Source organism: Stieleria marina (genome assembly GCA_007741555.1).
Classification (GTDB): Bacteria; Planctomycetota; Planctomycetia; order Pirellulales; family Pirellulaceae; genus K23-9.
The window spans coordinates 64915-89367 of sequence record CP036526.1 but is presented as its reverse complement, the minus strand read 5'-3'; the positions used below and the strand labels follow the sequence as shown (position 1 = coordinate 89367).

Below are 24453 nucleotides of genomic sequence, written 5' to 3'. Positions count from 1 at the left end.
ATTCCTCAGGCCCCGACGTAATTGGCCGGCACTGCTCTTGATACAATGGTTCGTGCAAATACGTTTTGGGCAATCTTTTCTCCTCCATTTTATTTGACAACGACTGATGAGATATGCATTCCGTCTAGCGGAACTTCTTGGACATACTCCTGACCGACGCAAACGCCCTGGCACGATCAAATCGATCGTCGAACACACAGGATTGGACCGCCATCAAGTCGCGTCCCTTCTGAAGAACGAAGCAAAATACATTCCCTTAGACGCTCTTTCGCGTTTATGTGACTATTTGATCGATCAAGGCTACGCCACAGCAGACCAATTGCCTGGTGCGTTGTTCGCCGTCAATGCAGAAAACTTCTGGGAACTGCTTGCCCGCCGCGGTGACATCGAAATCGTCGTGGGTGTTCGCCAAAGTGAAACCGAAGGCTCGCCCGAGAGTGCCGCAGTCATCGCCAGTGACTCGGTCTTGGTCGGCGAATTGCTCAACGGTGTTTCGACGTTGGGAGGTGCTGCCAAACACCACGCCAGCGCCGATGGTGACGAAGGCAAACCGGTCGAAGTCCCCATGCCCGATCGCCTGCAGCAAACACTTGTGTGGAGCCCAGGCAAGGCATCTTTGGAAGACGCTCGCGCTCGTGCCTCGGAAGTGTTCGAGGGTTTCACCGATGCCCAAGGCGACCGCGGAATGGTTTGCATCGGCAGTGTGAAAAGTAACCCCGTTGTTGAATTGGTATTCTCCGAAGCGTTTGGTTGTTCGCCGTTTGTTACCGAAGACGACGTCGATGACGTTTCGGCGCGGTCTTGTCCATTCTTTTTGCGTTACCGTGATACCGATCCCAAACCCGACGGTGCTTCGGCTGGCACACGACTGAGCAAAAACGAAGACGCGCCGGAGCCTGGTTTTTACTACGAAAAAGACGATGGCACTTGGGCTTACGCTGGCGGTAAAGATCAAGACACAGCATTGGTGTTTTACCTCTTCCGCGAAGCTCTCGGCCGTCTAGACATGGTGCTAAGCGGTTTCTCCGGTCGGGCGACCCGCCTGCTAGCAAAAACACTGGCGATTCGCGGCGAAGAATTCTGGCCTCCTGTTTACGACGAAGGTGGAATTCAGATCGGTGCTTATTTGGTTAAGTACGACAACGCCGACAGCAAACCTAGCCCCGACGACCTGCTGTACAACCCGGGCGGTGCTGCCGAAATCATGCCGCTACCACGCGCTGCGATCGCCAAGCGAATTGCACGTCGGTAGTTAGGATTTTTGAACCGTGCCTTCGCCCCAGCAATCGCTTGCCACGTACGACGATCTTGCCAACAGGGTCGTCGTCATCACGGGCGGTGCAAACGGAATCGGCGAAGCGATGGTTCGTCGCTTCGTCGACCAAGACGCACGAGTTCACTTCTGTGACGTCGACTCCGATGCGGGCAAACGGCTGCAGTTGGAAACCAACAAGCGGGCCCGATTCTCAGCAGTCGATCTGACTAAAGAAAAGCCACTGCGAAACTGGATTGACCGCATTGGCAAACAAGCCGGTCGCATTGATGTTTTGGTCAATAGCGCCGCACGCGATCCACGAATTGCGCTCGGCCAGATGACGATGAACCAGTGGGATGAAATCATCGCACTCAATTTGCGAGCCTTCGTCATCGCTGTCCAACAAGCGGTGGACCTGATGCCCGACAAGGGCGGATCGATTATCAACTTTTCGTCGATCACCCATCATCTGTCACCCGCCGAAATGACGGCGTACGTTGCGACTAAATCGGGCATCATCGGCCTGACGCGATCGCTGGCTCGCGAACTGGGACCGCGTCACATTCGCGTCAATACGCTCTCGCCAGGTTGGATCATGACGGACCGGCAGCTGGAGCAATTTGTCACGCCGAAGGTCAAGCGAATGTTAAAAACTCAGCAGTGCATTCCAGATCTGATCAAGCCTTCAGAAATTGCGGACGTGGCACTCTTTTTGGCAAGCAACGCCAGCGCTGCCATCACTGGCCAGGAACTGCTCGCCGATCGCGGCTGGGCTCACCACTAACGCGGCCATCCTTCCGCGTCGCTTTTCCCACGAACCCGGTGCAAGAATTCTGCGCCGCGGTACAATCTCAGCACACTCTTAGCTAAGCACCCTGATTAACCCAAATCTCACAAGATGGCTAAACACAAGAAGAAGCCCGGCAAGCCGACGATGGCAGACCGCGCCGACAAGTTCAAACTCTACGAAAAGTCGGTTCAGACGCCTGATCACGAAGTCGAATTCTTTACGCAGGCGTACCGTGATTTTCACGATGCGACTCCGCTGACGCTGCGCGAAGATTTTTGCGGGACGTTTGCCGTTTGCTGCGAGTGGGTCAAGAGCGACAAACGCCGCAAGGCGACCGGCGTTGATCTGTGTGACGAAACACTGCAGTGGGGCCGCGATAACAATTTGGCCAAACTAAATCCTGAGCAGAAGCAGCGTGTCCGTTTAATCGAACAAGACGTCCGCAAACGCAACAAGCCAACTGTCGACGTGCTGGCCGCGCAGAACTTTTCGTTTTGGATTTTCAAGACGCGCGCGGAAGTCATCGAGTATTTCAAAATCGCTCGAGCCAACCTAAATGACGGCGGCATCATGGTCATGGACATGATGGGCGGTGGCGAGTGTTTCGTCGAAGACTTTGTGGACAAACGCACGATCAAAAAAGGCAAGAAGGGATTCAAATACCATTGGTCGCAAATTTCGTTTAATCCGATCACAGCCGACGCCAGCTTTTCAATCAGTTTCAAATTTCCCGACGGCAGTAAACTGAAACACGCCTTTGAGTATCACTGGCGATTTTGGACGATCTCCGAAGTCCGCGAGATGCTAGAAGAGGCAGGCTTCAGCGAAAGCCACGTCTACTGGGAAATCGACGAGAACGAAGATCCCGATCGCGACGGCCAGTGGGAACGCCGCGAAGTCGCTCCGAGCGATCCAAGTTGGATCTGTTACTTGGTAGCGAAAAAGTAGCGGTCGTGACGCCACACTCAACCGCGACCCGAAAGTGCAGGCGGAGCGGATTGTTCGGTGATCGAAGGTTGTCCACGAATAGCTGAGGCCCTCGCCTGCTTTCGGTGCCAGTTTTCCATTCGATACTTCGCATGCCACCCGTATGCAGTGGCAGTTACATCACCTGAAGCGTGAAAAACCAGGTGCCGCTGATAGAGCAGCAAAAAGCGACGGACTACCCGTCGCGGTTGAAGCACTAGGTCCCAACGACGCCCGAAACTCAAGGCAAGGAAGCGATGATCTGGCTCATGGTAGTGTCGGATTCTTCGTTTTGATCTGCCACTGCTCGTCAAAGAATCCTTCAGCGACCACATCGCCAGCGAAGATGCTGTCGTCGAATTCATCATCAATTTTCAGCATCGCCCAATCGGGCAGCATCGCAATTTGACGCGAATTGCTGACGTTGGAAAACTCGCGAAACGTCATGCCGCTGTTCATCACGATGTAGCGGTCGGGATTTTCTGGATTTGGATAACACATGACCGCCGCGTGAGTGGCCGGATCATAGGACTTTCCCGCAAAGTTCAATTTGTTCCGCGTCCATGTTAGCGGCATGCGATTGGAGACCTTGCTTAAGTAACGGTTTCCCAGAAAGTCGCCAAAACAAATCAGGTGGTTGTTCTTGATTTGCTCGTCTGTCAGATCAACGTCCCTGACCGTTCGAACCTCGCCCCGCATCAAACGTTTCCATCGCGACATCGCGTATTCGATCTCTCGTTTGACCCAACGTTCGACCACTCCGTTTCCGGCTGGACGCGTTGGTAGGACGAACAGGAATCGATCGTAGAAAACGTCATCAATGGGGCCTTGAACTCCCGGACGTTTGCGGAGTTCGCTCGATATCCCGACGACTTGTTCCCACCGTTTACCGCGTTGCAACTGACACTGCAGACCGGGCTCTTCCGACGTGTCGCTGATGTAGAAACGCTCGCCATCAATGTTAAGACCGACTTCCTTTTTCCCCGGCCATGACGAATCGGCAAAGTCCAGTGACAGATGTGTCACGCCATCCGTTTTGATGTCTAGAGTTGCTGATTCAGTAATAACTGCTTTCACATTTCCAGCCTTCCAGTGCTCTTGCAAACCAGTGACGGTTAACCAATCCGCTTTGGCGTATCGCAGCGTATAGGTGGTGAAGTCGATTGACTTTCGAGGCGACTGCGACGTTTGCGCGCTCCATGAAGCAAGTTTGGCATCAACCTTTGTCGCCGATTCAGGATTGATTTTGTGCCCCATGCCTTTGCCGATGACATAGTCCCAGTCGAACCCTAATTCTTTGCCGGCTTTCATCACACGATCAGCAGCCTGTCTTTGCTTGTCGACTTCGCCGCTGTACGCAATCAGCTGTGTGTTCTGCAAATTACTGGTCCAAGGCAAAACGTCGTACAAACGCAACAGTTTCTTTCGCGCATCAGTCATCGGGTACGGAAGCTTTTCGGCCCAGCCTTGGTAAACGATCGTGTCAACGAAACCGGCTCCTGGATTCGCCGCGAACCAATGGGTCGGATCGTGAGCGGCAAGATGCCAGACACCTGCCCCGCCCATCGAAAAACCGCGAAGGGCGACTCGACTCTGGTCGACGTTTAGCAACCCACTGACGTGATCGATTGCTTCGTAAACATCGGTCTCGCCAGCAAACTTGAATGCATTGCAGTGTCGACCAAAAGGGTGAAGAACGATCGTGTCTGCCGGCGCATACTGACCGACCTTATTCATCCGCTCGGTCAGAAAAGCGACTTCCAGTTTGGTATCGCCGCGACCATGAAGCCAAACATCTAAGCGGTACGTTTTCTTGGCATCAAACCCAACTGGTAACACCAATCCGTAAGGCTGAACGGAATCATCAATGTGCGAAACGAACCCGCCCACCAGCAGGCTGGGTTGATCCGATTCGGTCGCCGCTGTGCGAAGCAAACCAAGCGAACGTTGACTGGCAGCGACCGCGTCGATGCGACGTTTCGCTTCATCAAGCAATTTTGCCGCTGCCGCCGGTTCACTCTTTTTGTAGAAACCATTCTGCCGGAGTGCCAATTCGACCGCGCGAACCAGCACCACGACGTCAGCACGCCACGTCGAAGTGTCCTCAGACGCTTTTTCTAAGTCCTCGATCTCTTCTTTCAAGCGAGCGACTCGTTGCGCCAACTTCTCGCGAGTCTCTACGTCGATCTTGATGCCCAGCGGCGGCAGCTGTTTGAAATTTTGTTGCGCCTGACTCGGTATGCCTGTCGCGACCGTGAAAAAAATGCTCAAGCAGACGAACTGGGCACGGCTGAATGAGTTCAACATCTAACGATCTCCGGCTACATCCAAGACTTCTTCTAGTTTCATCACGCCATCATAGATCGAACGACCGACGATTGCTGCTGGCATCTCCATCCGCACCAAGGCACGAACATCGTCCAGCGTAGTCACGCCACCGCTGGCGACCAAAGGAATGTCGGTGGCTTCGGCCATTTGGGCCAGCCCGTCAAAATTCGGCCCCCGCATCATTCCGTCACGCGCAATGTCCGTATAGATAATCGCGACCAAATTTTCGGTTCGCTGGCGAAGATCCTTCGCGAGATCGATGGCCGGTGTGGAGCTTGTCTCAAGCCAACCATCGGTCGCCACCATGCCATCGCGTGCGTCGATGCCGGCAGCCAATTTTCCGGGATGAGCATCGCACATGTTGGCAAACCAATCCGGTCGTTTCAGCGCCGCTGATCCCACCACTAAGCGGCTCAGACCAAGCGCGATCAGAGCTTCGATCGTTGCTTCGTCGCGCACGCCTCCGCCCATCTGGCACGGTAGCCCCGTCTCGGCAACGATTGATTTGACAGCTTCGCGATTCGCCGTCGGATCGTCGCCTCGCGCCGCATCCAGATCGACCAAGTGCAAACGCTTGGCACCGGCTGCCTGCCATCGCTTAGCGAATACGACGGGATCTTCACCAAACACCGTTTGCTGTTCGTAGTCTCCCTGTCGCAAGCGAACGGGTTTTCCATGACGGAGGTCAATCGCGGGCCAAATTTCCAATGGGATTCTCTTAGTTGGGAGTTCTGTTTTCTAAGTCGCTGCGCCGTGAAGCAACCGCGAACGCACAAGCGAATTGGACTAGACGTCCAAATTGCACTCGCATCGATATTGGCCGCCGCTAGGTCAGCCCTGCTAATTCGGTAGCACGCTGTACGCGAGCGATCCCGATCATGTAAGCAGCCGTCCGTAACGACAAGTCCTTCTCTTGCGATGTCTGCCAAACATTCTCGAAGGCACTGCTCATCGTGTGGTCCAATTCTTGACGCACGCGATCCAATGTCCAGCGGTAGTGTTGTCGATTTTGCACCCATTCAAAATAACTGACCGTCACACCACCCGCATTGGCCAAGATATCAGGCAGAACAGTCACGCCGCGTTCGTACAGAATTTTGTCAGCAGCGGGAAAGATAGGACCATTCGCGGCTTCGATGATCACGCTCGCTTTGATCCGATCCACATTGTCTTCGGTGATCACCCCGCCCAGGGCTGCAGGTATCAGAACGTCAACGTCTTCCAATTCCAACAAAGCGTTCATCGGCAGCACTTCGCAATCAGTGTACCCGGCCAACAATCCGTGCTCGTGCTGAAGCCGATGGTGAAACAGCGCGGGAATATCAAGCCCGTCGGCTTTGTAATACGTGCCCGTCGTATCACTCACCGCGACGACTGGAAACTCCGACTCGTGTAAAAATTTGGCGGCGTGCGACCCCACGTTTCCAAAACCCTGAATGGCAATCCGGGTCTCTTTGGGTTGCCGGCTAAGCCGCCGGACCAACTTGAACGTCAACATTCCGACGCCACGCCCGGTCGCCTCTTCGCGTCCCTTGGCACCGTACTGTTCGACAGGTTTGCCAGTGATCACAGCAGGCTGAAACCCGTGGTACTTTTCCCACTGGTTTCGGAACCAAGCCATCACTTGATGATCAGTTCCCATGTCGGGAGCTGGAATATCCGTGTCGGGTCCGACGATGTCGTGGATTTGATCGACGAAGGCTCGCGTTAGGCGTTCGATTTCGCGGTGCGACAACTCTCGCGGGTTCACACCGATGCCGCCTTTAGCACCTCCGTAAGGCAGATCGACGACGGCCGTTTTCCAGGTCATCAAACTGGCCAGCGCACGAGTCTCGTCCAAGTCGACTTCGTGATGATACCGGAGCCCTCCTTTCATCGGACCACGGCTGTTGTCGTGTTGAACGCGGAAACCCACAAAGTTGGCCAAGCTGCCATCATCGCGTTCGATGGAAACTTGCACTTGGACTTCACGCTGTGGCATCAACAGCGCTTCGCGGAACGCTGGTTCTAAATCCAGATGCTCTGCGGCAGCGTCGAAGTAAATTTGGATCGCGTCAAAAGCTCGCATGGTTACGCCTGTTCGGGGCAAAAACTATCCGCCGGGGATCGTCGTGCCAAAGGATATACGATTGGCAACCTAACTAGGAATCGGGCGTATGCAGCATTCACCGATGACAACTCCGCCCCACGTACCAAGGGCCCCGACAAACCATCGCCTGTCGGTTGCAACAATAAACCGTCAATCGCCCTGCCAAGTACCAAACCACTGGGGCTGAATCTTTTCGCGTGTCTCTAAGCCACCTGTCCCTGGCTCGAACGACGAATTTCTTCGTGCACGGCTTCCAAACTCGGTGGCGATTGGCCTCTCAAGATTCGCTGCCCCGTCTTGGTCAAAGCCAGTCGTTGAAGTTCAGCGTGAATCTGCTGGGTCTCCGCCGCGGCGAGCTGGGCCCTGGTGTGGTAGCCTGCCGCCAATAGCAGCCTGGCATCAATCCGGTCGACCGATTTCACCGCCGGTGCGGAAGCATGATCCTCTGGCGGACAAACCGTGTGCTCCTGGATCGGCACTGTCATTACTTTGGGATGATCCTGTCGCGTTGCATCGGACTGGTTTGCCAGTTTTGCACGCGCACGCTCGGCCATGGCTGCTTGGTAGATCTTTTCGTCTCGACGCACCTGATTCACTCGTTGCTTGATGTCGACCTCGTGCGGCAGATGCTTCGACAGAAAACCTCTCTTTCGATACTCCTTTGCAATCGCCATGGCCTGACGCTTGCTGCGATTTGCTTCACGCCATTTTGCCCAAGCTTGCTGCGGACATCGAATCGATGCCACGATCAGCGGAGCGGTGTGTCCCGCGCAAGGCAGCGGCGCCAACAGGAGCCCTTCGGCGTCCTGAGCGGCTCGTTCGACGATGCGTGCTAGTCCTGTCAGGGTCAAACCAATTACTTCGGCCATCGCTGAGCGTGACACGTTGTTCAGCCCAGCGGTCGGGTCGGCAACTCCATCATCAAACCGATACGAGTTCACCAGGAGCGAAAACTTTTGGTGTCCTAATTGTGCTCCGTGAAGCATCGCGTGACGGAGCCACTCGGGATGATCCGTCAACCGAAACACGCCCCGCAGTGGATCATCAATCCAGTGCTGGCGAATCGCGTCGTAGCAATGAAACACACTTCGTTCAAACGGCAGATGAACAAGCGATTCTCGGCGCGTTTCGCCAGTATGCAGCGGCTGCAAAGCGTCGGTGAAATAGTGAGTCAGAATCCCCGCCGACTGGGCGGCTTTGCGAAAGTCTCTCCGTTGCAAATTTTGCAGGAGACGGTGATACCACAACTGCGCGACTCGCGGGCCGCCGCCCCAGTATCCGTCTTCGACATGGATGATCTGATTTTGAAAATCGCAAATGCGCACATCGGGATCGATTGCACCGGCCAGATAGTCACGGTGGTAACGCAGCAGCCAAGACGCCAGACGTTTTCCCGCCGGTGTCTGCACTAACCCGAGTGCATCAACCGCAAGCAAATGATGCGTATGGCGACAATGGAAACGGCGCAGGGTCCAATGCAAGGCAGGCATGTTTCAAGCGGCCTTATCCAAATTCGATTAGGCCCCAACAACAGTGAGGGCGGCAACGGAGAGGACGACAATTGACAGGGTGATCGCAAGTGTCGCGATTCGCGGCGCCGCAAAGCAAGAGGAACTATCGCGGTTTGCTGCGAACGATCGATCTTGTTTCCGAGATCAATCGAAAGACTTCTGTGCCAATCGGATCGGGAGCGATGCTGGCAAAGTAGTCATCGTCGATGCCTAAAAGCCGACGTCGTTGCTGTGAAACTCGCGGTTCAGCATCCAAAAAATCGCCTGCCATCTCAAAGTCACGATCCCACAGCACCGCGTCTGCCAGGGAATCGATCACAGGCTCCCACCTTTCGATCGCTAAGCAGAACGGATCGGGCAGATCCAAAAGAGGTTCGCTCACATTCTTAGCAAATGTAGCCCCACCGTCGGCATCTTGCGAATGGACTGCCGCGTAAGCCGAGAGCACCAATTCTCGCCACGTCACATTTTCTTCGGGATCATCGGAGCGATCCTCTGCCTCAAAACCCGCAGGAAAAAGATCGATCTCAATTGCGACTTGATCGCGAACTTCGACATAAATCGCTGCCACGGCTGCTTCGGCGTAGGCTGAAAGTGGCATCAATGAAGACGTGTCACTTAGCAAATGCGAAGCGACTTCGCGAAGTAACGCGATACGACGAGTGGGAGGCAATTCGTCGTAAAGTGCGACACCGGATTCGCAAAAAACCGAGATATTGTCCCAGTCATCATTCGTGCCGTCGTCGTCGATAAAATTCGTTAGTGCGTCGACCATCGTGTCGACCGCATGCGCTGCGACTTCAGCTTCAGCACCGACAAGCGTTCGGTCACCTTTACTGGTATGCCACATACTGAGATTCCTCGCGATCGCGATCTAACAACGTCATCGTGTGGCCTGACATGGCCGCGGATATCATAGTCAGTCGTGATCAGCGCGAAAGCCATCAACGAGTGTTTTTGTGCGTTCCTAAAACAATAGAATTGCCAATACTTTTTCGCGTCGCCGCAAATCGTTTGACAAACCTGTTTTGCGAAAACATTAGCAGAAATCCGATTCACTTCTGCCAACGAGCGACTAGGCCGCATGCGGATAATTCTGAGCGGCCGTTCGCACTCGGGGACGTTTTCGACTCGGGCTATCTGCCGCTTCACCGGAATCGTTTTGCGAAATGTGAACATCCAATTGCGGGAAAGGAATTCCGATGCCGTAGGAATCCAATCGCTCTTTGACTTCACCAACCAACGATTCGTGCAACGGCCAATAGTCAGCAGAAGCGACCCACATGCGGACCTTCCACTCGACAGCACTGTCACCCAGATTGCTCAGGATCACTTGTCCGCCCCGTTTGTCGCCCTGAATTGTCTGAGCGGCAAACATATCGAGCGCAGACTGCAGTGCCGCACGGGTCGTCTTCAAATCCGCGGTGTAGTCGACGCCAACCATCACTTCAACGCGGCGATGCGAATGAAAGCTGACATTTTCGATGGTGCCGCCTGAGATGGAACTGTTGGGAACAATGATGCGTCGATTGTCGGGCGTATCCAAAACCGTCGTGAACAAATCGATCTCGTCTACTTTGCCAACCACGCCTGCGGCATTGACCACATCGCCGACTTTGAAGGGGCGAAACACCATCAGCAAGATGCCAGCCGCAAAGTTGCTAAGCGTTCCTTGGAAAGCCAATCCAATTGCAAACCCCATCGCAGCGACAACAGCCGCCGCACCGCTCATTTTGATTCCGATCTGGTTCATCACCAAGGCGGTCACACCCAACATGACGGCATAAAAGATCACCCGATCTAAAAACTTGCCGAGTGTCTCATCAACCCGGCGACAAACCGGCCGACTGGCAATACGGGAGAGGTATTTGGCGAACAAGTAGCCAAAGAACAACACCGCCAGCGCAATGGCACCTGGGAGAACGTAGTTTTTCGCGAGTCCGATAAAAATCGAAAAGTCACCATTCGTTATGCTTTGGACAGACTCAACAGCTGTTTGGTGTACTTTATCAATCGCGCCGTCGATGTCAGTCTCGTCCGCGAGTGCAGTCAATTCGGTTGCCACGTGGAGGGTCCTTCCCTGTAATCTCAGTGAATCAAATTTTGCGATCGAGCCTGCGGGCATCCGATCAATCCAAGCTATAGAAAACGCTGACGCAAGCGTAAAGACAGATGTCTGATAGCAAAGATATTTTCGGGTCCTGGCTCGTTCAACGTCACAGAAACAGCCATTAGCAAACGCCAAACGGGGCGTTATCTCGCTCGTTGGACAGCCGCAAAACCCTCGACCGCGAAAAGTCGCGTTGTCAATTCGCTATTGAATCGTAATCCGGCTAGAGACGACTGCCAAAGTCGTGTTCAGGACACGGACCGAGTATCCCGCGGTGCCGATTAAGACGTCGTCGCCGTCCTGCACAGCGACATTCATGATCTGGGCTGACGAGGTATAGGCGGGACTTGTGACGACCAGTTCATCGACAGCAGAAAAATCGTCAATCATGTCATTCCCAAAACTTGACATGATCACAAAGCAATCCGGTCCAACGCCGCCACTGAGTGAATCATTTCCCGGTCCTCCCTTGAGATAATCACGACCAGGGCCACCGGCTAGTTGATCATCTCCCTCTCCGCCATCCATATCATCGTCGCCCGTTCCGCCTGACAACTGGTCGTTTCCAGCGTTCCCCATCAAGTCATCGCTTCCCGGATGGCCAACCAGTTGATCATTTCCAACCCCACCCAAAAGTCTGTCGTTGCCGTGACCGCCTAATAACACATCATCACCACTCTGGCCGTGAATCACGTCGTTACCGTCGTCTGCAAACATACGATCGTTGCCACTACCGCCCAATAAACTGTCGTGCCCCGCTTCGCCATACAAACGGTCGTCGCCGACATTTCCGGACAACCAATCATTTCCCTCTCCACCATACAGCAGGTCAGCTCCTTCTTCCCCGTGAACCCGATCGTTTCCGTCACCGCCGTGAACACGATCGTCGCCCTTGCCTGCATGCACGTCGTCGTCTCCACCTTGAGCAAAAACCAAGTCGTTTCCCAGACCTGCGTGAATCAAATCGGCTGCCCCACGCGATGCGTCGACCGTGAAAGCCTGGTATCGCTTGGGCAACACATCGACCGCTTTTCGCAACGCTTCCGTTGAAAGCGAATAGCCAGCTTCGTTGGTAAGGTTTCCCAAACGATATTTCATGTCCGCATTCAACAAATCAATTGGACTCACGCCGTCAGCGATAATTAAATCACCCTCGGTCTGCAAAGCCGCGCCAGGCGGGTCTGGTTCGATCGCTTTGTCCCCCCAAACCGTATCGCTCTGGATCCCGCAGATGATCGCATCACCTTCAGAGCCACCGGCAAACAGATCCGCACGACCTTGGCATACGATCAGATCATTCCCAGCACCTGCGTCGGCCAGATGAAATCCAAACCCGAGATCAATCACGTCATCTCCACCTGCGGCAGAAACGTCTGCCTTGGCCGATGCAATATAGATCTCGTTGCCAAAATCGTTGCCATGCACACGAAACGTACGTCCATTGGCGTAGGTGTGGTTGCGGACATATTCAACGTGGTCGGGAATCGTAAAGTCAAAATCTGCAAAGACGACGCGGTCATAACCACCGCCGACGGCTTCGATAGCGTTGCCGCCATCGGCAAGAAAATACAGATCATCGCCATCGCCGCCATAAACATCCTGAAGCCCGTTGACCATCAACGCATCATCGCCGCTAGTTCCATTGACCACCGCACTTTGACCATCAAAAACACCACCTTGCTGAGCAACCACCTGCTTCATTCGTTCAAGCAAGTTAGGAATCGTCGTCAACGAATGGACTCCTAGCGTGGAGATGTTTCGTCGCGACAATCGGTCTCTTACGGAATTGTAAAGTTCGATCGTACCATCGTTGTACTTGATCAACCGGAGCTCCTTCCATCGAATCGCGATGCTTCCGATCATCGTCATGATAACCGCGTCATCGTCATGATTTCCGGGGTTCTCAATCACGTCCAGCAATGAATGGCCGTCCAAAGCACTGGGAATCGTTTCGCCCGCCAATTCAAGCATCGTTGGGAAAATATCCAGAAGCGAAACCGGCGTTTCGTTGACCGAACCGGGAGTCGCCGATGGATCGACCACAATCAACGGAACGTTGGATGATGCTTCCCAAAGAGTAAACTTGTTGTAGGTGCGTTTATGGCCTAACTCAAATCCATTGTCCGACCAGAAAACGATGGTTGCGTCGGCCAACGCTAGATTGCCATCGATTGCATCCAAGATACGACCGATCTGCGCGTCCGCGAAGGTAATGCTGGCCAAGTAGCCCTGCACAAATTCTTTGGTCCAGCCGTTGTTTACCAAATGGCTGTGATAGCCATCTTGCAAACGAAACGATTTGTAAAACTCCGATACGTCTGCCAAATCGCCTTCGGTGTCTTGCGGCAAGACGATTTCAGATTGGGGATACAGGTCGAAGTACTCCTGCGGCACCACGAACGGTCGATGCGGTCGCACCAGTCCCACAGTCAGCAACAGGGGACGTTGATCGGCGCGGTGATTTTGGATCTTCTGCACCGCCCAATTCGTATAACGCTGATCCTTGATCGACTTGCCCGCCGCCAAGGCATTCGCAATTCGGCCAGGATCGGTTTTCACAAGTACACCGGGCTCGAAGCGAAACTGGTCGTAGATCGATTCAAAGATGTCTCGGTAAACAGCATTTGCCGAATTGTGAAACACTTTGCCGACACCAGCCGTGTGATATCCCGCGGCCCCCATCGCGGACACCCAATTCTGCTCGATCGGTACCAATTCATTCCACTGCGTCGGTGACGCCATGTGCAGCTTCGTGCGAAACGGCGACAACCCCGTCATCGTTGCGGCTCGCGAACCGTTGCAAACAGGAATCGGGGCGTAGGCGTTGGCAAAGGTCGCCCCACGACTGGAGAGTCGATCCAAATGGGGAGTCAGCAGTTCGACGCCAAACGTATTGCGATAATGATCGTAGGCGAATAGATCATCAACGACGATCGCAATAATCGGTCGTTGTTCAGGCGACTGCGCGATCACGGTCGACCAGGTCGATGTCGCCAGACAAGCCGCGATGAGAAACACAAAGTGAAAACCGTCTCGAACGATCTGCTGTAAGAGCGAGTTGCAGTACATAACGAAGATCAATGAGTTGGCGTTGTCAGTCTAGATGCCCTCGCAGAATAGTCGATTGCGCCATCGATATCGCAAACCTGCCACGAATAATGCGAAAGAAGCTTGGGATCGGCTTGGCGAGCGAGTAGCAAATGCATAGCCGGCCGATCCCTTCGGGCAAGATGGTGAGTGCCATGCCCATTCGCCATCTTAATCCCTGGGCATTCACTGTCGCGAGCAAAATTTCTTTCGCAATCGCCACTCAAAACACATCTATGCTCTTGGCAACGTCAAGTGAAAGGTAGAACCCTTTCCCGGCGCTGAATCGGCCCATATTTTTCCGCCGTGTGCTTTGACAATACGTTCACTGATCGCAAGTCCAAATCCGCTACCTGCAAAATCCGACTCGGATACACCACGGACTCCTGGCTTAAAAACATTCGCTAGCTGTGCCGAATTCATTCCAATCCCGTTATCCGAAACTGAGATTTGTGTTTCAGCGGGCAAGCTGTGTGATTCGACGCACACTTGAATGGTCTCGTTCCGATTGTACTTGAGTCCGTTTTCGATCAAATTCTGAAGCACTTGCGTTAGCAAATTCTTGTCGCCAAAAACCTCCGGCAAATCGCCAACCTTAACCAGCCCAAGCTTCTCTTCGGGCAACTGATGAACGACAATTTCAGCCGCTTCGCTCAATGAAAACACCTCCGGTTCGATTCCGCTTGCTCCTGTACGCGCGAATCGCAAAATGCTGTCCAGCAAATTCATCATCCGGTCGGCAGACGCACTAATCCGCGAGAGGCGATGATGGTCTTCGTCGGTCAATCGGTCCCCTGCGTCTTCCATGATGATGTCGCTGTAGGCGCGAATGTGTCGAAGCGGACTCCGCAGATCGTGCGAAGCAGTGCTGAGAAATGCTTCCAAGTCTTCGTTCTTTCGCGACAATTGCACCAGCGCTGATTCGGCAGTCGCGCGAGCCTCTCGGTAGTTGCTGTTGGACTGGAGGAGCATCGTTGTAAGCACGCCCATGCCGATCGACAGCAAGCTGCCTAACGACCACAGCATCCAAGAACTAGGGGCACGCGTTGGCCAGTTTGCAGTCGGCGTGCCCATTACCTCCCAGTCACCCGTCGCAAGACTGACATCCAGAGTGATGGGCTGGGCAGCGACGATTGACGAATCGCCATAAAAATAAACATGCTCTGCGCTACCGGCAGTTTGAGCGCGAATTGCCAGAGTCAATTCGTCTGGCAATTCACGAACGATGTCATTGAGCAAAACTTCTTTGCTGATCAAGATCGAAACCAACCCCCAATAGCCACCGCTGCCGGTTTTGCCTCCAGGCGGTGTGACGTACACGGGAGCGCGGTTGATAAACGCCTGACCGCCCTGCACCAAATCGATTGGTGCTGATAACCACGGCTGCCGTGACTTGATCGCCCGCAGCACACCCTCCCTTTGCTCGTCGTTATCAAGCAACTTGACGCCAATCGCGGCTTCGTTGTTCTCGCGCGGGTAGACGTCACTGATGACATTGTCTTTGATCAGCGTCACGCTGCGAATTCCATCGCCCTCGTTCATTAGCGCGGCAGCAAACGTCGCAAACTGCTGTGGCGTGAGATCGGGGTTGGCCGATACATGAGCTCTGAGCCCCAGTGTCAGGTAAATTCGCTCGTTGAGCGAACGCTCAACGGCAGCGCGGACCGTATTGAGCTGCTGCGCGACGGTTGCCTGCACAGTCACATGATGGCGTCCGAAAGCGATCCGCTCCAAAGCGATGGTAGCAGCGAATCCAAGCAGGACGACTGCAACACCAGCGAAAACGTTGAGTCGAAAAATTTTCATGGAAGCGTCTTCAACTCACAACCAACAACGGAACACAGACACTCCAAGGAACGGGAGCCTTGCTTCCCAGATGGCACCATGACGATCCAAAGATGCATCTGACCAGCCAAACTAGTCCTGCAAAACAGGCAACGAACTCTCTAGGGCAGGTTCGTCCAAGTCTGGATCATGGTACTTCGATAAATCGAAATGCTTGGTGTAAGTCCCAAAATCATTGAACGCGTATCGTTTTGCCCAGCGGTAAACGAAGCTTCGTTCGGGGATCTCCTGCCCAGGTTGAAACTGGCTACGACGCGGCACCACGTTCTCCAACTCTTTGATTACGGCGCCGCGTACAGTGGTGTCACGCGCGCCATGTTTGTTGGCCAAGTCGATCAACAAATCTGGCCGTTCCATGATCACGCAGCCACGCGTGTGCTGAGCCGTCAGTTCGCGAAAGTCACTTAGGAACTCCGAATAATTGAACGTCTCTGCCAGCGGGCGCTCGTCATGAATCGACTCGGTGGCTAGCTGGATTACGGGACACGGCTCGATGTCACCCCAGGGCCCAACATGGTGCGTAAATCCTGTCGCAGCCGGACAAAGCGCGTTACCCGCATCGTCGTGGTACGCGTCAATGACAACGATCGGTTTAGTCGCTCGCGTATCGACAACAAACTGGCGAACGCGGCGCTGCTCGTCACTCGAAAGTGCCAGCTGCTGATTGGGCTCGGGCCCTACTGGCCGGTAGATGTGGAACCAACAGTACATGACGCCCATATCGATCAAACGATTCACCCAGGCATCGTTAACTAGATCATCAATGTTCGACTTGCAAACGCTGGTGCAAACCCCCACCAACAAGTTGTGTTTCAGTGCGGTTTCCAATCCCTTCATCGTCTGATTCAGTACACCACCACGACCACGGCGCGTATCGCTGATGATTTCGGATCCTTCGACGCTGATTAGCGGCGTAACGTTACCGTACTCACGAAGCTTCGCGGCAACCTCATCGGTGATGAAATGCCCATTCGTAAAAACTTGAAAGTAGACATCACGATTCTGTTCAAAGATCTTCAACAAGTCTTTGTGCATAAAAGGCTCGCCGCCCAAGATCCCAAAGAAACTGTTGCCCATTGCCTTGGCCTGAGCGATCGTTTTGTTAGCAGCCTCCAATTCGATGCGATGCTGTTTTTCCGCAACGTCGACCCAGCAACCCTGGCATCTCAGATTGCAACTATTGATGACCGACATGTACAGAAACGGCGGAAAGAACTCGCCTCGTTTTAGTCGGCGCTTATGCTTGTGGATGCTCAGCAAACCCTTCACGCCCAACATCCAAACCGCTTTGGCCAGCAAACGTTTATCAGTTTCGGTTACAAAACGCTTGGCTAAACGAAGGTACATCAAATGGCTCGAAAACAAGAACAAAGGAGTTGTAACGATCGGCATCGCGGCCGAAGACAACCGAGGCCTCGCAACGCAGGACTTGCGGTCATTATGCCCACAAGCAAACCGCATGTGCAGGATACCCGATCACCGGCATCGTAGCAGACGAAAATTATGGGGCACCAAAACCGGTTTCCGACGTCCAATGCGTTGCAGCTGAGCCGGAATGCGACGTCGCTGAGCGGATTTCTATCGATTTGAGCTCAACCGCCTTAGAAATCGACCGAATTAGGTTGGCAACTCCACCGACGATTGTGGAAAATGAATCGTTATCCACTGGATCTCCGAAATAGCAGTTTTACGCCATGAATCGTCAACGCAAATCTTCGCGACGACCCATCAAACCTACACGGCGACGCGCTCGTTTGGAGTCGCTGGAATCGCGGCGTTTGCTGACAGTCGTTGTTTTTGATCCGTTGGCTCCCATTTCCAACACGGAGTTTACTGTCCGTCGCGACGAACCGTCCCCAGTCGAATTGCGGTTGGGGTATTCGTCGTACGGTTCGGATCGCCAGGACCAGCCGATCGCAGTCATTGATTCGGGCGAAGGGACTGCCTCGATTCCAGAGGGCAAAGCGGGAACCGTTTTGTACCAACCTGAACCCGGATTCGTGGGTGTCGATGTGATCACTGTCAGCATGACCGATTTCAACTCGGATGCGACAGGTGACAACACTGCAAGCGAATACCGCATCGCGATTAATGTGGTGGAACCGCTGATCGCTTTGGATGACTGGTATTCTGTGTCAGCCGACACCAGCACAGAACTGTCGCTCGATGTGCTCTCCAACGATACAACCAACGCCAACTACCTTGGTTCGAATCCACAGTTAACGATCCAAAGCATCAGCGGAGCAGAGACGATTGACGTCTCGATCGCTGGCGATGGTAAGCACTTGGTGTACACACCGGCCGCTGGTTTCACTGGCGTCCATTCTTTCCAATACACCACCGTCGACGAAGACGGATATACGGCAACGGGAACCGCACAGGTTCGCGTCTTTGACGGCGAAGCGAGCGAACAGCTCTGGCCAGAACAGCTTCAACAGCAGCTTGTACAGCAAGCCGTTCAACGTCATCAATATTCGTTCGGCACTGGTGTCAGTCGCGACAACTTTTACGACGTCTACCGACGCGATGCCTTTGCACTCGACACGCTCGGCGTGCCAGCGTCCGGAGTTGGCGACGCCCCGGACACCTCGGGTACCAATAACCAAATTGCGGACGTCGACGAATCAGATCGCATCAAGACGGACGGAGATTACCTCTACGTCCTAACGACTCCGGAACAAACCGGATGGATGGGTTGGAATATTTTTCCTTGGGTCGAATGGGGGCGGCCAGCCATCACGGGCCTTCCCGATGAAATCACTCCTCCGGGTGAAAACATGTTGACGGTGATTGATATCCAATCGCCTGAGAATCCTACGATCGTCGCTCGAGAAATTTTTGCCGACAAAGTCCTCTCACTTGATCTGCACGGTGACCGATTGTCCGTGATTGCTGAACGAGAAGGGCAGACGGTTGTCAGCACTTTGGACGTAAGTGATCCTCAAAACGTCGACACAGTTTCTACCACGGTAGCCAGTGGACAATTCAAACAAGCACGACGCGTGAGCGATTCGCTGTACGTGTTCACCGATCAGTACGGCGGCTCCGTGCCGGACTTGGAAACAATCGCGACGTCCGACAACGTGTTTTCGTTTCGGGAAACGGCGCAGCAGTATTTGGAAAGAGTGCAAGATTCGCTGGTCGAAATTGCCATGCCTTCTCAACAGGTCCTTGATGGTGAAGGCAGTCCGGTGGGCGATCCTATCTTGGCCGTCGATCCATTGCAGTTCGGTGTTGACAATGGTCATTGGATCAATGTCTTAGCGTTCGACACACAAAGCGACGTCGGCGGAGCCTTTGATTGGGATATCAACAAGGAGGGATCAACGTTTCTCGTTACTCCTCATTCCATTTACATCACGCACACGGACTACCAACACCATTGGATCGATGCAGACATCACCGACGTGATCGATTTTGTTCCTGAACTACCTAGCATCAGCACGGTGATTGATCGCTACGAACTACAGGCCGATGGCAGCGTCGAACTGGTTGCCCAGGGCAGTGTCCCAGGGACGCTCAAGAACAGCTTTTCGTTAGACGAATACGATGGCCACCTCCGTATCGCCACGGAAAATGCCTGGCGTTTCGGCCCCGCCGAGGGATTCGGCAGTAGCGTTTATGTGCTGCAACAGTCAGAAAACGAATTGGACATCGTCGGCGCCGCAACTGGATTGGCACCGGGTGAAAGCATCTATGCGGTTCGCTTCGCGGGCGAACGTGGCTACGTCGTGACGTTCCGGCGCGTCGATCCTTTGTTCGTACTCGATCTCTCCGAACCGACCGATCCGCAAGTCAAAGGCGAACTCAAAGTCCCCGGCTATTCGCAGTACCTGCACGTTCTGAGCGACACTCACATTCTGGGAGTCGGTCGCGACGCCGATCCGGACACTGGACTGTACCAAGGTCTCACCGTGTCCCTCTTCGATGTGACCGAAGCCGAAAACCCGTTGCTTCAAGATCGGTACTTGTTCGCTGGCGGGCGCAGCACGTTTTCTCCGTTTGCCGAAGGCGACCCGTTTTCAATCAACGATCATCACGCCATCAGTTACTTTGGCAACGAAGACATCCTGGCGCTGCCGTACTACAGCCAAACCATTTTTGGCGGCAATTTTGATGGCGTCAATCCCAACGCACCGATCTTCGAATCACCCGGCCAATCCGCAGTCGCTACGTTTCGCATCGACGAACTCACGGGCATTTCCACTCTCGATAACATCCCGTTTGATTCACGTGCCGATCGAGCCATGCGAGTTGGCGACTACCTGTACTCCCTCTCGCAAAACGAACTAAAAGTCACCCATCTAACCGAACCAAATGGAGTGATCGCTTCACTGGAATTTGAACGACAGGGAGCCGATGACTTTTTCGAAACCAATGTTGGCGAAGAAGTCACGGTCGATGTGACTGGCAACGACGGCGTCAACATCGATTCGACGATCGAGATCCTGGCTGCCGCGTTAGTCGAAGGCGATGGGGAAGTCGTCGTGATCGACAACCAACATTTGCAGTTCAAGCCAGGCGATGGACGACTTTCGCCGTACCGCATTGAGTACACCGCTCGCAACCAAGCTGGCACCCTGATCAACGCCATCGCAACCATCGATCCCGATCTTGTTTGGCAAAACACGCAAAACCGTTTTGACATCAACAACGACGGAAAGCTAACGCCTCGTGACATCTTGAATGTCATCAACACGATTTCTGATTTTGGAGCGACCGATACCGAATCGATTGAATCGGCGATTGAAAATTCGATTCGCGAATTTCACTTCTTCAGCGACACCAATGGCGACAAGCAGATTACTCCGGATGACATCTTGCAAGTGATCAATCGGATCGCCGCTTCAGCGCAACGAAATTCATCACAGGCAACAGAGTTTGAATTGGGACAACCCTTTGACGTGGCTTTGAATCAGTTTGCCGAGAATCCAGACTCCCCTTTGAAAGTTTCCGTAGTCAATGTGATCGAAGACTCTCGCTGTCCGACGGACGCCGAATGTGTTTGGGAAGGACAAGTGCGGGCCGAATTGGAAACTCAAATCTCCGGCGACACATCGGTTCACACATTGAGTTTTCAATCAGGACAGGACAACGCCATCGAGGTTGCTGGCTACTCGATCAAATTGCACAGCGTCTCGCCTGACACCGTGTCCGATGACTCCATCGAAGATGACGAATACCGATTCACCCTGTCGATTACACTACTGAGCAACTAACTCTGCCAGAGCTATAAACGTAACAAACCGTAGCGGGCACTCGCACCTAGCTGTCCTCGGCGACGCCGCGGAAAAGTTGTTTCCACTTCCATAGCGTGCTTCTCGATTACCTGTTTGCAAATCACTTCAAACGCCACCTCGCTAACGCGTCCCTGGTCTGGATCTTCGATTTGCCATGAAGTTGCTACTCACCATCGCCCACTTTTTTGGCGGATCGCGGCACGACGGTGAAGAAAAATCAGGCAAATACGCTTCGCAGCGTGCAGATGCAGCTACCCGTTTGCGGGCGATTCGTGGGTGCGTGGATCGATTGCATCAGAGTTTTGGTTCCTTCCAAGCGATGATCTATCAAGCAGAGCGGCGAACCGTTCCCGCCAACACAAAGTCTAGGCACGAAATCCACTCCGTCATCGTCGTCGCTGGCAACAATCATTTGCTGAACGAAGCCAATTTCCCGGAACAAGTTTGCCAGCCGTTCAGCATCGATGACGATCCCATGCACATGGGCTTTCATTGCCAAACCATCATGCGTGATCGAAGGGGAAACTACGATTATTACGGTTACGTCGAAGACGATCTGATTCTGAATGACGCGTGGTTCTTTGACAAATTAAAATGGTTCAACGGGCACGTCGACAACAAGAAAGTGCTTTTGCTAAACCGTTTCGAGTTTGGCGACGACTTGGCCTACAAGAAGTGTTATCTGGACGGCGACTTGGCCTCCCGTGTGACGGAGAATTTCCAAGACATCACGCAGGATCCCGAGCTCCGGAGCACAGTGATGGGCAAGTCCATTCGATTCGTTCGTCCATTGAATCCGCACTCCGGATGCTATTTCCCAAATGCGGATCAGATGAAAACGTGGATCAACCAACCGCACTTTGGTCAACGCGACAGTTCCTTTGTTGGCCCACTCGAAAGCGCCGCGACGCTAGGCGTCATGAAAACGTTTCAGATCTATAAGCCAGCGCCCGAGAATGCCAATTTCTTTGAAATCCAACATCATGGCCACCGCTTTCTAAGTTTGGTGCGGCTTCAGACCTAGCGGGAACGTGACCAGTTCTTCAGAGCAAACTCGATGGCATCGTGAACTTCCGTCAATTTGATCCCGGCATCGGTGATCTTCTTGCTCGATAGCACACAACTCGATCGCGGCGCACTGGCAGCAAGCTGCATGAATTCCTTTTCGTCGTCAAAGAATCGAAAACGTTTGTCCTGCAACAAGTGCTCACGAATCAGATCGCAGACTTCTTGGGTGCTGACCGCACCAGGATTGACCACGTTGTAGATCCCAGGTTCGATTCGTTGCTGCCAAGACTGCAGGCAAGCCACCACAAATTCGCCCAGGTGGCTGATGGAGTTCGTAGCATTCAACAGTCGGTCGTAGCGTTGCAGTTTGGAGAGATAGTTACGTTCTCCATCACACTGGTCAAACGGTATTCGTAGCCGCCAGATGTAAGTCAAATCCGCCCCGTCTAAACACTCCTCGCCCAGCGCTTTGCATCCCGAATAAAAACTACAAGGAGGACTGCGAAAGCAAAAATTGGGAACGTCGTTTTCGATAAACCCACCACCATCGGCGCGGCACCCCCGATAGATACATCCCGACGAAACATGGCCCCAAGGTAAATCACACAATTCGCATGCCTGACGAACTACACCCGGCAATACCGCATTTCCCAACAAGCAGTCGGCCTTGTGAACTTCGCAAGCGTCGACATTCGGTTTGCCAGTGTAGCCCGCTGCATTAATCAAAAAGCTTGCCTTGGATTCGCGGATCAGGGCGACCAACTGATCGCACTTGGTGTAGTCGCACGTCGATCTAGAAACGCTGCGGTACTGAATCTGCGATCGTTCCAACTGTCGACGAAACGCCGAACCAATGAATCCACTACCGCCCAGCAAAAGAATCACAAGGCAGACTCCCGTTTCACGTCATCAGCCGTTTCAACTTTGTCCTGCTCGTCACGAAGCATCTTCAAATATTCCCGATTCTCTTGCAAAGGACAGAACCCAAGTCATCCCATTTCCCAAACCGACAAATACTTGCAGCATCACTGACTCTGTCGCTGGTCATTGCAGCGATGCTGGGACGAAGCACGAACGGTCAAATATCGAGTCAGTCGGCCAGTTTCGCTTCTTCATCCGCCAGCATTTTGAGATAACCATCGTGATCATGAAGCACTGCAAAATCTAGATCCGTTTCGCGGATCGCTCGAAAATCTTGATAGCCGTGACCGATTATCTGGCGAACCATTTCGATCGCTTTGGAAATCGGTTGATCGCGTCGTGGGTCTTCTTTAGCAAGCTGCTCCAGCGTCAGACAGTATCCGACCGCCGCGTAAGCACATTTGCGTTCATTGCTAGTCACCTGCGCCAGCGTGTCGCTAAGCGTGATCGCCTCGTCTGCCTTCCCGGACGAGGCCAGTATCTTCAGCAACATGCCTTGCGTTTCGATGTTATCCGATTTGTCGATCAATCTACGTTGCAGCGATTCGGCTCGATCGAAACTCTGGTTCGGATCCAAGCCCAAACGCTTTTCGATCTTGCCTCGTTCGTAAAACGTGTTCACGGCACTACCAAGAATCCGTTGGTCATCTGAAATATCGATCAGACCTTCATACGCTCTTACCAAATCGTCGATCAACCTTTTAGCTTCGTCCAGTTTTCCGCGCGCGACGCATTGTTTGGCGACAATGCGTTGTTTCAAAGCCGTGTTATGAATCGTCGCCGAATCAGACCGCACTTCGGCAACCTTTGCCTGAAGTTCCAGTGATTCGGTGCTGGTCTGGAACCTCTTGTCAAAATCACCTGCTTTTTCGTAGAGCAGACTGAGCGATGTAAGGGCGCCCGAGAGCTCTGCTGCGTTGGTCGCGCGGTTGGGACTCGCGTTATAAAACGCACGACGCGACTTGGTTCCCAGCAGTCCATAGCAAAGCGATTCTTCTGGCTTGCCACGCTGCGAATAGATGCCAGATAAACGTCCGTAGACTTCCGCCATACTGGCTTCGACTAGCAATTGATCGAAGTCGGGGTTCTCAGCGAAATACTTTTTGCGAAGCTTCAGAAGTTTAAGAAACTCCAGCTGAGCGAACTCTATCTTGCCGAGTTTTTTGTAGGTATCACCAAAAGCCAACGTGATATTAATTTGCGAAATATCAGCTCGGTTGAGCTTTCCATTCTTGTTAAGCTCGATAAGCTTCTGCTGAGCGTCGAGCAGTTTGTCACGAGCTTTGTCGTACACGCCTGCCTC

General features: G+C 53.4%; 16 protein-coding genes. 5 read left to right on the top strand and 11 right to left on the bottom strand.

Annotation, left to right across the window (positions count from 1 at the left end):
• Positions 1-106 precede the first annotated feature (106 nt).
• The 3 genes from K239x_RS00380 (at position 107) to K239x_RS00370 (ending at position 2993) form a co-directional block, all read left to right on the top strand.
• Entirely contained in the window at positions 107-1252 is a 1146-nt protein-coding gene (locus K239x_RS00380) for a helix-turn-helix domain-containing protein (RefSeq protein WP_145415739.1), read from the top strand.
• A gap of 16 nt (positions 1253-1268) precedes the next feature.
• Complete coding sequence (locus K239x_RS00375; RefSeq protein WP_419189495.1) at positions 1269-2039, top strand: SDR family NAD(P)-dependent oxidoreductase; 771 nt, start codon at positions 1269-1271, stop codon at positions 2037-2039.
• Between the two features lie 114 nt (positions 2040-2153).
• Complete coding sequence (locus K239x_RS00370) at positions 2154-2993, top strand: class I SAM-dependent methyltransferase (RefSeq protein WP_145415738.1); 840 nt, start codon at positions 2154-2156, stop codon at positions 2991-2993.
• A gap of 285 nt (positions 2994-3278) precedes the next feature.
• Here K239x_RS00370 and K239x_RS00365 read toward each other — a convergent pair whose 3' ends face one another.
• From K239x_RS00365 to K239x_RS00325, 9 genes are all read right to left on the bottom strand, one after another.
• Positions 3279-5318 (bottom strand): prolyl oligopeptidase family serine peptidase, encoded by a 2040-nt coding sequence (locus K239x_RS00365; protein WP_145415737.1) that lies wholly within the window; start codon positions 5316-5318, stop codon positions 3279-3281.
• Complete coding sequence (gene hisA, locus K239x_RS00360; RefSeq protein WP_145415736.1) at positions 5319-6047, bottom strand: 1-(5-phosphoribosyl)-5-[(5-phosphoribosylamino)methylideneamino]imidazole-4-carboxamide isomerase; 729 nt, start codon at positions 6045-6047, stop codon at positions 5319-5321. It abuts the gene before it with no gap.
• A 118-nt stretch (positions 6048-6165) separates the two neighbouring features.
• On the bottom strand, positions 6166-7407 hold the full coding sequence (locus K239x_RS00355) for a Glu/Leu/Phe/Val family dehydrogenase (protein WP_145415735.1): 1242 nt from the start codon (positions 7405-7407) through the stop codon (positions 6166-6168).
• 224 nt (positions 7408-7631) lie between these two features.
• Complete coding sequence (locus K239x_RS00350) at positions 7632-8918, bottom strand: DUF4332 domain-containing protein (protein ID WP_145415734.1); 1287 nt, start codon at positions 8916-8918, stop codon at positions 7632-7634.
• A gap of 124 nt (positions 8919-9042) precedes the next feature.
• On the bottom strand, positions 9043-9789 hold the full coding sequence (locus tag K239x_RS00345; RefSeq protein ID WP_145415733.1) for a hypothetical protein: 747 nt from the start codon (positions 9787-9789) through the stop codon (positions 9043-9045).
• A 225-nt stretch (positions 9790-10014) separates the two neighbouring features.
• The gene (locus K239x_RS00340; RefSeq protein ID WP_419189494.1) at positions 10015-11004 is read right to left on the bottom strand and encodes a mechanosensitive ion channel family protein; all 990 of its coding nucleotides are present in this window, start codon (positions 11002-11004) and stop codon (positions 10015-10017) included.
• Between the two features lie 249 nt (positions 11005-11253).
• Positions 11254-14118, bottom strand: coding sequence for a sulfatase-like hydrolase/transferase (locus K239x_RS00335; protein WP_145415731.1), 2865 nt, complete (start codon positions 14116-14118; stop codon positions 11254-11256).
• Positions 14119-14370: 252 nt separating this feature from the next.
• Positions 14371-15942: an ATP-binding protein gene (locus K239x_RS00330; RefSeq protein ID WP_145415730.1), complete on the bottom strand. Its 1572-nt coding sequence runs from the start codon at positions 15940-15942 to the stop codon at positions 14371-14373.
• Between the two features lie 111 nt (positions 15943-16053).
• Positions 16054-17328 (bottom strand): radical SAM/SPASM domain-containing protein, encoded by a 1275-nt coding sequence (locus K239x_RS00325; protein WP_145415729.1) that lies wholly within the window; start codon positions 17326-17328, stop codon positions 16054-16056.
• Positions 17329-17675: 347 nt separating this feature from the next.
• Between K239x_RS00325 and K239x_RS00320 the strand changes: the two genes are divergently transcribed.
• Both K239x_RS00320 and K239x_RS00315 read left to right on the top strand, forming a co-directional pair.
• The gene (locus K239x_RS00320) at positions 17676-21200 is read left to right on the top strand and encodes a beta-propeller domain-containing protein (RefSeq protein ID WP_145415728.1); all 3525 of its coding nucleotides are present in this window, start codon (positions 17676-17678) and stop codon (positions 21198-21200) included.
• Between the two features lie 175 nt (positions 21201-21375).
• Positions 21376-22245: a calcium-binding protein gene (locus tag K239x_RS00315; RefSeq protein WP_145415727.1), complete on the top strand. Its 870-nt coding sequence runs from the start codon at positions 21376-21378 to the stop codon at positions 22243-22245.
• On the opposite strand, the gene K239x_RS00310 is transcribed toward K239x_RS00315, so the two are convergent.
• Positions 22242-23114 carry a sugar nucleotide-binding protein gene (locus K239x_RS00310; protein WP_145415726.1) on the bottom strand — a complete coding sequence of 291 codons (873 nt, stop codon included), beginning with the start codon at positions 23112-23114 and terminating at the stop codon, positions 22242-22244. The genes K239x_RS00315 and K239x_RS00310 overlap by 4 nt on opposite strands.
• Before the next feature lie 205 nt (positions 23115-23319).
• Positions 23320-24444 carry a hypothetical protein gene (locus tag K239x_RS00305; RefSeq protein WP_145415725.1) on the bottom strand — a complete coding sequence of 375 codons (1125 nt, stop codon included), beginning with the start codon at positions 24442-24444 and terminating at the stop codon, positions 23320-23322.
• Between the last annotated feature and the right edge of the window lie 9 nt (positions 24445-24453).

Coding starts and splice junctions, on each gene's coding strand:
- K239x_RS00335 (WP_145415731.1), bottom strand. CDS start 14,118: ATGTACTGCAACTCGCTCTTACAGCAGATCGTTCGAGACGGTTTTCAC.
- K239x_RS00330 (WP_145415730.1), bottom strand. CDS start 15,942: ATGAAAATTTTTCGACTCAACGTTTTCGCTGGTGTTGCAGTCGTCCTG.
- K239x_RS00320 (WP_145415728.1), top strand. CDS start 17,676: ATGAATCGTCAACGCAAATCTTCGCGACGACCCATCAAACCTACACGG.
- K239x_RS00325 (WP_145415729.1), bottom strand. CDS start 17,328: ATGTACCTTCGTTTAGCCAAGCGTTTTGTAACCGAAACTGATAAACGT.
- K239x_RS00355 (WP_145415735.1), bottom strand. CDS start 7,407: ATGCGAGCTTTTGACGCGATCCAAATTTACTTCGACGCTGCCGCAGAG.
- K239x_RS00370 (WP_145415738.1), top strand. CDS start 2,154: ATGGCTAAACACAAGAAGAAGCCCGGCAAGCCGACGATGGCAGACCGC.
- K239x_RS00345 (WP_145415733.1), bottom strand. CDS start 9,789: ATGTGGCATACCAGTAAAGGTGACCGAACGCTTGTCGGTGCTGAAGCT.
- K239x_RS00315 (WP_145415727.1), top strand. CDS start 21,376: ATGAAGTTGCTACTCACCATCGCCCACTTTTTTGGCGGATCGCGGCAC.
- K239x_RS00380 (WP_145415739.1), top strand. CDS start 107: ATGAGATATGCATTCCGTCTAGCGGAACTTCTTGGACATACTCCTGAC.
- K239x_RS00350 (WP_145415734.1), bottom strand. CDS start 8,918: ATGCCTGCCTTGCATTGGACCCTGCGCCGTTTCCATTGTCGCCATACG.
- K239x_RS00365 (WP_145415737.1), bottom strand. CDS start 5,318: ATGTTGAACTCATTCAGCCGTGCCCAGTTCGTCTGCTTGAGCATTTTT.